This is a genomic window from Mesotoga sp. (genome assembly GCF_035363035.1).
In the GTDB taxonomy this organism is placed as follows: domain Bacteria; phylum Thermotogota; class Thermotogae; order Petrotogales; family Kosmotogaceae; genus Mesotoga.
In genome coordinates this window covers 1-2,488 of the sequence record NZ_DAOSEH010000163.1, presented here as the reverse complement: position 1 = coordinate 2,488, position 2,488 = coordinate 1, and the positions used below count along the sequence as shown (strand labels likewise).

Here is a 2,488-nt window from a genome sequence, read left to right as displayed (position 1 = left end):
CGATAGATATCACTCTCAATTCTACGACAAGATGATAGACTTTTTCTAAGAGCAAAAACGAGGAGGAGTTTATGACTCTGAAAGATGCGTTCGAAAAAATCGGGAATTTGAATCCCGAAACTCTGGAAGGTATCGAGGGGAGTTTTTCCTTCCGTGTCAGGGGCGGAGACCCGGAAGAGTTCACGGTCGTCATAGCCTCGGGCAGGGCGGAGATACTCCTGAACGGCGGAAACTCCGATTGTCTTGTAGAAACCGACATCGAAACTTTCAGAGATGTATTTGAAGGTTCGATCAGTCCGCTTTCGGCTTTCATGAGCGGCAGGATAAAGCTATCGGGGGATCTTTCCCACGCTATGAAACTGAGCAAATTACTCGGAGGTGTATGAATGGCTAAAGAAGTTCTGATACTTGCATTCGAAGGAAAAAAGCCCTGTTTTCTCCACGCCCTTCTAAACGCGCTGGATATGCACGAAAAAGGCTTCGACGTTTCGGTGGTTCTCGAGGGGCAGTCGCCATCTCTGCTGAAAGAGATAACTCTGGAGAGCGATCCTCTCTTCCCTCTCTACAGCAAGGTGAAAAGCAAAGGGCTCATCAAGGCCGTGTGCTACGGCTGCTCGAAGATGATGGGCGCTCTGGAAATAGCAGAAAGGGAAGGATTACCGTTGAACGGCGATATGAGCAACCACGTCCCGCTGGCTCCCTACATCGACAGGGGCGCAACAGTCATAACTTTCTAACCGGGTTATTCCTGAAAGGGGTGAAATATGCGTAGCAGTCTCCTGAACTGGAAATACGACAAACTGGCCGGGAAGTTGATCGAAAACTTCGCAAAAAGATCTATAGAGGCCGTCTATCTTACCTCGAGAGAGCAGGTCGTTCCCAGACTCGAGGAGCTGATCCCCGCGGGTTCTACGGTGGCCTCCGGCGGATCGGTCACTCTTCAAGAGACGGGGGCGAGAGAGCTTCTCAAATCGGGGCGTTACAACTATCTGGACCGCGAAGCAGTACCGGACGGAGAAGAGAGAGAGGAGATCTTGCGAAAGGCTTTCTGGGCGGATTTCTACCTCTGTAGCGCGAACGCCATCACACTCGACGGACAGATACTCCTGCTGGACGGTAACTGCAACCGTGCGGCGGCCGTTTTGTTCGGTCCGAAAAGGGTCATTCTCGTTGTCGGCATGAACAAAGTCGTCGGCGACATTGATGCGGCGCTCGAAAGGATAAGGTTCATAGCGCCGATGAACGCGAAAAGATTGAATCTCCACACTCCGTGCGCCGCCACAGGCTTCTGCATGGACTGTACAAGCAACGAAAGGATCTGCGGAACTTACGTGACCGTAAGCGATTCCAGCCGCCGCAAGGGAAGATACACGGTGATACTCGTGGGTGAAGAGCTGGGTTTATGAGAACCGTCAGGGTAAGGGTTTACGGCAGGGTCCAGGGTGTGGGCTTTCGATACTACACCCTGCACACTGCACGGGCGCTGGGCATAACCGGATATGTGAGGAACGAGTACGACGGTAGCGTCGAAATAGTTGGCGCCGGCGAAGAGGCTTCCATAGACGAGTTCGTTCAGAGGGTCGATCGCGGTCCCGTACGGGCGCATATTTCGAAATGCCTGGTCGAAGAACTACCCGAGCAGCATTTCACCGACTTCGAAGTCAGGTACTGAAAGCCTACCATTCCTCGAGAAACCTCTCCACGAAGGCGACGGTGAATTCGTACCTCTCCCGTGCCAGCTCCCTGCCCGTACCGGTCCAGAAACTTTCGGGGGTTATCTTCAGGATTTTCTCGTAGAAATGGTTTATGGCGCTCGCGGAGAAACCTTCGTAACGGTCGCGCGGCGACAGGTCCGGTGAATGGAGCGGCCTACCGACCTTTCCCGAATAAGAAAAGACACGCGCTATCGCGATCGCCCCGATGGCGTCGAGTCTGTCTGCATCCTGGAGAATCTTTCCGGTAGCGCTCCCGGGCTCCTTACCGGATGAAAAACGGTGGTCTCTTATAGACAGGGCTACTTCCGAGGCGATGTCGTAAGTGTATCCCATGCTCAGAAGCAGTTTGAGCGAGTACTTGCCTCCCTCGGCGGCATGATCGAGACCGTCTATATCCTCGGACGGCCTCTTTATATCGTGGAGGAGGGCAGCGAGGGCGGCGGTCTCCAGCGATTCATCCTCCCCGAGCGCTATCTCGACCGCGTTTTCTGTGACCCTCACGACGTGGTAAAGATCGTGGGCCGGATCGCGGGAGGTTTCGAAGGCGACCCGCGCCAGCCCGTAGATCTCTTCGAGTTCGGGGTGTCTCTCGAACAACTGCGCTATCTTCAATTTCCTCTCCATAAGTGAAACGGGACCCGGTCTTTCCAGAAAAGTCCGGTTCGATATTGTAAAATAATACTACAAGAACAGTATGAAGATGCGAGAGGAGGCAGTGTATTGAATATATTGATTACCAACGACGATGGAATAATGTCTCCGGGGATAATCGA

Annotated in this window: 5 protein-coding genes; 4 read left to right on the top strand and 1 reads right to left on the bottom strand. The window is 53.2% G+C overall.

The window, feature by feature from the left end; genetic code table 11:
- Nucleotides 1-71: 71 nt before the first annotated feature.
- The 4 genes from PKX57_RS12045 to PKX57_RS12030 are packed head-to-tail and all read left to right on the top strand — an operon-like array spanning nucleotide 72 to nucleotide 1,672.
- A complete protein-coding gene (locus PKX57_RS12045; protein ID WP_213921377.1) occupies nucleotides 72-386 on the top strand; it encodes an SCP2 sterol-binding domain-containing protein in 315 nt (104 codons plus the stop codon).
- Nucleotides 387-737, top strand: a complete 351-nt coding sequence (locus PKX57_RS12040) for a hypothetical protein (RefSeq protein WP_472417554.1) — start codon at nucleotides 387-389, stop codon at nucleotides 735-737.
- 27 nt (nucleotides 738-764) lie between these two features.
- The gene (locus PKX57_RS12035) at nucleotides 765-1,406 is read left to right on the top strand and encodes a lactate utilization protein (protein WP_472417552.1); all 642 of its coding nucleotides are present in this window, start codon (nucleotides 765-767) and stop codon (nucleotides 1,404-1,406) included.
- Nucleotides 1,403-1,672, top strand: a complete 270-nt coding sequence (locus PKX57_RS12030) for an acylphosphatase (RefSeq protein ID WP_213921374.1) — start codon at nucleotides 1,403-1,405, stop codon at nucleotides 1,670-1,672. The genes PKX57_RS12035 and PKX57_RS12030 overlap by 4 nt, the downstream gene beginning before the upstream one ends.
- 4 nt (nucleotides 1,673-1,676) lie before the next feature.
- Here PKX57_RS12030 and PKX57_RS12025 read toward each other — a convergent pair whose 3' ends face one another.
- A complete protein-coding gene (locus PKX57_RS12025; RefSeq protein WP_472417550.1) occupies nucleotides 1,677-2,339 on the bottom strand; it encodes an HD domain-containing protein in 663 nt (220 codons plus the stop codon).
- Nucleotides 2,340-2,488 lie beyond the last annotated feature (149 nt).